Here is a 5,913-nt window from a genome sequence, read left to right as displayed (position 1 = left end):
GTGCCGGAGTGGGTCAAAAAAGTCGGTCACGAAATGGTAAATACAGAGCAGGACGGCGAAGGCACCTGGCACATTCGGGTCCGCAAGGCCAAGTAAATGCACAAACAATCACAGGCGTAAAACCCTTAAGGAGAGTGACATCATGAGAATTCTGGTCGTAGGTGGCGGTATGGGCGGTACCATTTTTGCCAATCATCTGGCTCGGCGTATTCACCATGAAATGAAAACCGGCAAGGCACGTATTACGATGCTGTCTGCCAGTCATGAGCATGTGTATCAACCCGGCTGGTTGTATGTCGCCATGGGTCGGGCGACGCCCGATGAACTGGTCCGCGAACAGCAAAGTCTGCTGGAGCCGGGGATTGAATTTCATGTGGATCCGGTTGAAGAATTTCATCTGGCCGAGAACCATGTCAAATGCAAAAGCGGCAAGGTGCATGAGTACGACTTGATCGTGATTTCGACTGGTTCACGCGCCCTGCCCGAGAAAATTCCCGGTCTCAAGGAAAATTCCATTAACTGCTATACCGCAGAAAACGCCGTCGAATTTTTCAAGCAACTGTCGGACTTCAAGGGTGGACGCATTGTGGTTACCGTCGGTCTGCCGCATAAGTGCCCGATGATTCCCCTGGAAATCACTTTTGCCATGCACGACTTCATCAAGGATCGCGGCCTGCTGGACAAGACCGAGTTCTATTACACCTACCCCATCGGCCGGGTTCACAGTCTGGAGAATGTGGCCAAGTGGGCGGCGCCGGAATTTGACCGGATGGGGATTAAATACGAAACCCTGTTCAACATGAAAGAAGTGGATGGTAAAAACGCTCAGGTGCTGAGCGAAGAAGGCGGCGCGGTGAAATACGATCTGCTGGTGGCCGTTCCGCCCCATAAGGGTCAGGAAGTCATCGAGAAAAATGGCCTGGGTGAAAACGGCTGGATTCCCACCAATCGCTCTTCCCTGCACATGGAAGGGGAGCATGGCAAGAATGTTCTGGTGCTGGGAGATACCACCAATTTGCCCATCAGTAAGGCCGGTTCAACGGCCCACTTCGAAGCGGAAGTGGCTGCCGAGAATGTGGCGGCGGTCATCAAGATGGGACGGCCGGTGCGCAGTTATGATGGTAAGGTGTTCTGCTTCATTGAGGCGGGCAAGGACCGGGCAACGTATGCCATGTTCGATTATAAAACCCCACCCCAGCCGAAAGCGCCTACCGGAGCCGTACACGCCTTCAAGATGTCCTATAACAAACTCTATTGGGCTACCGCCCGTGGTTTACTCTGAGGAGGTGACGTATGGCTGCGGTCATGGCAGAAACTTCTGAAGATGAACTGCAACGCGCCCAGGAAGCCCTGGTGCATCTGGTGCAGAACGGAGATCTTGAACGCATTGTGCACCTGGCACGACTGAGTGGTGCGGCAGCAGACTCCATGAGTGATGAAATGGTGGGTCGTCTGGCGGGGTTGGCCAGCGACGGTCTGGATTTGGTGGATCAGGTCACCCGCAGCCAGGTGGCGCGGGCCCTGCCGGCCATCAGCTCCCTGGTGGAAAACGGCGATCTGGAACGCATCGTGCAACTGGCCCGGCTGAGTGGGGCCGCTGCCGATTCCATGAGCGATGAAATGGTGGGGCGTCTGGCCGGTCTGGCCAGCGATGGCATGGATTTACTGGATCGGGTGAACCGCAGCCAGGTGGTCCATGCCTTACCGGCCATCAGCTCTCTGGTAGAAAACGGCGATCTGGAGCGCATCGTTCATCTGGCCCGTATGGCAGGGGCCGCCGGCGATTCCATGAATGATGAGATGGTTTCGCGTCTGGCCACTTTGGCGACTGATGCCATGTGCCTGCTCGACCGGGCAACGCGGACCGGGGTCATGGACCGTTTGCTCGTCGTTGCTGAAAAAATGGATCAGGATCATATCCTCACCGATTTCCTGCACTGCCTCAGTGGTGCCACTGAGGAGGCCGCCAGCGCCCCCGCTCCCAAGGGGGGAATCACCGGACTCTGGGACATGATGAAAAAACCGGAAACCCAGCAAACCATCCAGTTCCTCATGCTGGTCGGTAAACATTTCCGTTCCTGCCGCCTCAGGCACTGATCATGCGCTAATTTTTACAGCTTTAAAGTGTTCTACTCGCCCCGCTTGTAGCCCCTGTTGTTCAGGGGCTTTTTTAATAGCATCTGTGATTACAACACTACCACGATGGAAACATGGTGCAAAACCAGTTTTTGGACTTCAATGAGAATATCCCATTTTTACTGTAGATTGCTTAGATGACAGAACATGGATTCTCTTTTGGATTCAGCCAGGAGGGTCCAGAGTAGACGGCTACCTGTCCTCAATTTCGATTAAAGAAAACTTTTGGCAGATTAGGCAATAAGTAAGTTGCTCAAAGCGATCAGGATAACGCAGGTTAATCAGAGCTCTGACCATATCGGCAACAACGGCATCCCGCGAGAAAAAAATAACTGGTTGACCCGTTCCACCGGAAGTCCATTGGCTTTTGCCACTACTTCTAAAGCCTCACGCACAATTGGATCACCCAATCCCTGTGCCCGAAAATGGGCCTGGATATTTTCTGGTGAATGCAGGGCTTCGTCGCTTGTTATAATGGTCATCCAGTGCCTTCCACAGGGCGAAGTTATCTATTTTGGTGGGTTTCAGAGATTATTCTCGCGCCTCTTATGGGAGCTTATCGCAATAGACAAACCGAAACAAAATTCAAATACCAAAAAGGGGAAGATAACACCATATTACTATATATTATTATAATTATTTTTTGACAGTCATCATCAGTCATATAATATAACAATGTTTTTTACCTGACAAGGTGGATCTAATTGATACGGGCTATTAATCACTGGTTATAGCCGTTCATTTGAGGATTTGACGCCCTTCTATCAGGGACCTACAACTTGAGAACTCGGTATTATGGTCTATACTCTATAGTGTGTGTTTTTAGGCGCTAAGCTCTATATGGAGCAAGAAAGGTGAGAAATGAATAAGTTAACCCCAGACGGAATGGAAAGTACGGATCCTAAAGTCGAGAAACAGGGTGTTGTAAATGATGGCATGGAATCTGAAGAACCCAATCTAGCTCAAAAAGGACTAGAGCAAGACGGAATGGAATCGGGCGACCCTGCCCGAGAAAAGGCAGGGATTATCCCGGATGGCATGGAGATGGAAGATCCCTCTCGGGCACGAGATGGCACGATGCCTGACGGCATGGAAGCGGCCGACAACGTACGGAAAGCAGAAGGAATTGTGAACGACGGGATGGAAGCCGAGTAGTGGCATAATTGCCAATATGAAATATTATCATGACATGGCCATGACACGTTTTCACACACAAAAATGACATGCCATGACATAAAGTCATGGCATGTCATGTGCTAGGCATCTACCACAAGAGCGCAGCCATGCGCGCCTTAATCACCCAGAAATAGGTGTATAGGCAAAGCAATATCCATGTGGACTGATTTTGCCAGCAACCACTTTACAGGTACCATCCGCGCTGGGAGAGGCTCCCGGTACAAAATGCGCGCAATTACTGCACATATCCTTGCCACTGGGATGATCCTGATAACTGACAGAACTTTTGCTTTGCAACCCACCTGCAGTACCCGCATTGGCCATGGATGAAAATACCAAAGGAGCCACTGCGGCTGCGGCAGCTATTTTACCTGTTGATTTCAACCATTCACGACGATTCATAGATTTCATAGTATATTCTCCCAAATGATGAATGAGGCGCCTATAAAGAGCCCACTTAGTTCTACGTAATCTGTCCTGAAATGGATGCAAGCAACAGATAATTGGTCCCCATTATATATTCAGACTTTGATAATCAACTGCGTAGAGTAAAAATATTATTGAATACCGGCTTCATTCCAATCAAATCTCCGGGAAATACCACCTTCCGCACCCCCACCAAGGGTATGGATAAAGTACTTAACTCCGCTGAGATCAGGTCGATCTGTATTTGCAAAAATGCCTTATAAACAAACTCGGAACAATATAATGCCCGATCATCCTGCAAGTCATAACTATCATCAAAAGGAATACGTAGCTTCACCTGTTTATGACACCAGTGAAACAAATTTTCACACTGTGGTTCTACCAAGCCAATCGGTATATAGCCAACTTTTACAGCACGTTCCGGCGCACAAAAATCGTCCAGTCTACCCATGTGCACCCCACCTCGGGTGCGTTCCGTAGACGGTATGCTTTCAAATAAAGCACCGCCTACCAAAACTCCGACATGGGTCCAGGGACCGCGATTTTTGAGGCGCACCAGGCGTGCCTCGACCCCCAGCCCTTCACGCAACAGTATATACGCTGTCAGTCCACACTCACGAACCATTTCCCGTCCCTGCGTACCAGTTGCAGCGTCGTATTCCGTGGGCTTCCTTTCTCAGGAATCAGACTGATAATCACCGTGGCATGTTCAACGCCATGAATCATGGTCCGTTGGTTTTTGACTATTTTGGCCTCCTTCAAACCGCCTTCAGCTTGCAGACGCTGATAAGTAGCCATCACATATCCATTTACTTTCGCTTCTTCGAGCCGCAGTGCATAGGGTTGTGCTGGATTTTGCACTTCAGGTCCCCAATAAACCAGTTTATCTACTTTCTGGATGTCCCCTTTTGCCATACCGTGCACAAAATGCATAGCCGTATTTTCTGGACCTGAACTCGAAAAAAGACCACAGGCTGAGATTCCCACTGTTAATCCAGCCACTGTGAGTGTTTTTAGAATACTTCGCACACAAATTCTCCTTCATTAAATCGATCCAAAGAAAAATAGGCAATACCTTAAGCAGCATCGCCTGTTGATCATGACGTCTTGACTGGTGATTCATCAAGCCAGTTAGTGCACAGTTTTACGTACCTTGATACTGGAATTGATTTCCACGCGCTGATTCAGGAAACGTCCCTGAGGAGTCGCATTGCTGGCGACGGGATCCATATAGGAATGCCCCTTCGTCACAATTCGTGAAGCAGCTACACCATGCGCCTCCAGATAACCGGCAACGCTTTGTGCACGTTGCTCAGAGAGTTTTTGATTGTAAGCAAAACTGCCTGTTTTACTACAGTAACCATTCACATCCAGAACAGTGGCTGAATGTTTATGGGCAAAATCAGCCACCTGATCCAGCACGGCAATATCATGACTGATCAGTTTGGAAGAATTGGTCTGGAAATTAATCCCGGTAATGGTAATAGGTTTACTCTCCAGAACCGTATGCCGCACCGGCGCAATTGGAGCCACTGCTGCGGGTTTTGCGGCTGGTGCCGCAGGCGCCGCCGGAGGAATCCCCGGAGAACAGGCAAAAGGATTAGTTCCGCAGCCGGCAGCGGCCAAAACCACTGCCACAGCCAATGTTTGCTTATATATTCTTTTCATATTATGCCTCCTTAGTAGCTGATTTTTAAACAACAAATTCAATGACAAAATAGGCCCCATCCAAAATGGAGCCTGAAGTTCCCGATTTTGCTAGCGGGAGGAGGAGACTGCATACAACATTTTTTGTTACCTTGTTCAGCCCAATGGGCCGTTAGCGGTGACGATTTGCGGTTCCATGGAAGCCAGAATAGCAATCAGGTAATTCTGTGCCGCCATGGGAATCTTTTGGGTCTGCATCGCATCCATCATATCCTGAGCTAGATAATTGAAAGCTGCCGTAGTAACACCCATTCCTTCATGGGTTTTACGCATACTCAGACCGGTGTACTTGCAAGGACCACCCACAGCCATACACACCTGCTGCACCAATTCGTACTTCAGGTGGGGGATATTGGTATGTGCGAAGTAGTAATTGATGTGCGGATCTGCAGCCACATTACCCACAAACGTATTGATCAGATTAGTAATACCCGCCTTGCCGCCGTACTGGGCATAGTAATCCTGAGC

General features: G+C 49.5%; 9 protein-coding genes. 3 read left to right on the top strand and 6 right to left on the bottom strand.

Going from position 1 to position 5,913, the window contains the following annotated elements:
- Positions 1-142 precede the first annotated feature (142 nt).
- Together HJG40_RS14595 and HJG40_RS14590 are read left to right on the top strand one after the other, a co-directional pair.
- Positions 143-1,282 (top strand): NAD(P)/FAD-dependent oxidoreductase, encoded by a 1,140-nt coding sequence (locus HJG40_RS14595; RefSeq protein WP_142087397.1) that lies wholly within the window; start codon positions 143-145, stop codon positions 1,280-1,282.
- Between the two features lie 11 nt (positions 1,283-1,293).
- Positions 1,294-2,097, top strand: a complete 804-nt coding sequence (locus HJG40_RS14590) for a helical membrane plugin domain-containing protein (RefSeq protein ID WP_215864871.1) — start codon at positions 1,294-1,296, stop codon at positions 2,095-2,097.
- 320 nt (positions 2,098-2,417) lie between these two features.
- Here HJG40_RS14590 and HJG40_RS14585 read toward each other — a convergent pair whose 3' ends face one another.
- Positions 2,418-2,618, bottom strand: a complete 201-nt coding sequence (locus tag HJG40_RS14585; RefSeq protein WP_215864870.1) for a hypothetical protein — start codon at positions 2,616-2,618, stop codon at positions 2,418-2,420.
- 379 nt (positions 2,619-2,997) lie between these two features.
- Here HJG40_RS14585 and HJG40_RS14580 point away from each other — a divergent pair, with 379 nt between their 5' ends.
- The gene (locus HJG40_RS14580; protein WP_215864869.1) at positions 2,998-3,291 is read left to right on the top strand and encodes a hypothetical protein; all 294 of its coding nucleotides are present in this window, start codon (positions 2,998-3,000) and stop codon (positions 3,289-3,291) included.
- 141 nt (positions 3,292-3,432) lie between these two features.
- On the opposite strand, the gene HJG40_RS14575 is transcribed toward HJG40_RS14580, so the two are convergent.
- From HJG40_RS14575 to HJG40_RS14555, 5 genes are all read right to left on the bottom strand, one after another.
- Positions 3,433-3,723 (bottom strand): high-potential iron-sulfur protein, encoded by a 291-nt coding sequence (locus HJG40_RS14575; RefSeq protein WP_215864868.1) that lies wholly within the window; start codon positions 3,721-3,723, stop codon positions 3,433-3,435.
- A 124-nt stretch (positions 3,724-3,847) separates the two neighbouring features.
- Positions 3,848-4,363 (bottom strand): YiiX/YebB-like N1pC/P60 family cysteine hydrolase, encoded by a 516-nt coding sequence (locus tag HJG40_RS14570; protein ID WP_215864867.1) that lies wholly within the window; start codon positions 4,361-4,363, stop codon positions 3,848-3,850.
- Positions 4,342-4,767 (bottom strand): nuclear transport factor 2 family protein, encoded by a 426-nt coding sequence (locus HJG40_RS14565; protein ID WP_215864866.1) that lies wholly within the window; start codon positions 4,765-4,767, stop codon positions 4,342-4,344. The genes HJG40_RS14570 and HJG40_RS14565 overlap by 22 nt, the downstream gene beginning before the upstream one ends.
- A 102-nt stretch (positions 4,768-4,869) precedes the next feature.
- The gene (locus HJG40_RS14560) at positions 4,870-5,406 is read right to left on the bottom strand and encodes an OmpA family protein (RefSeq protein WP_215864865.1); all 537 of its coding nucleotides are present in this window, start codon (positions 5,404-5,406) and stop codon (positions 4,870-4,872) included.
- A 135-nt stretch (positions 5,407-5,541) separates the two neighbouring features.
- Positions 5,542-5,913, bottom strand: a 372-nt coding sequence (locus tag HJG40_RS14555) for a group I truncated hemoglobin (RefSeq protein ID WP_215864773.1), incomplete at its 5' end; no start/stop codon positions are given.

Source organism: Acidithiobacillus concretivorus, from assembly GCF_018853445.1.
GTDB classification, from domain to species: domain Bacteria; phylum Pseudomonadota; class Gammaproteobacteria; order Acidithiobacillales; family Acidithiobacillaceae; genus Acidithiobacillus; species Acidithiobacillus concretivorus.
Note: the sequence above shows the minus strand (reverse complement) of the source record. Positions and strands in the feature narration are given on the sequence as shown.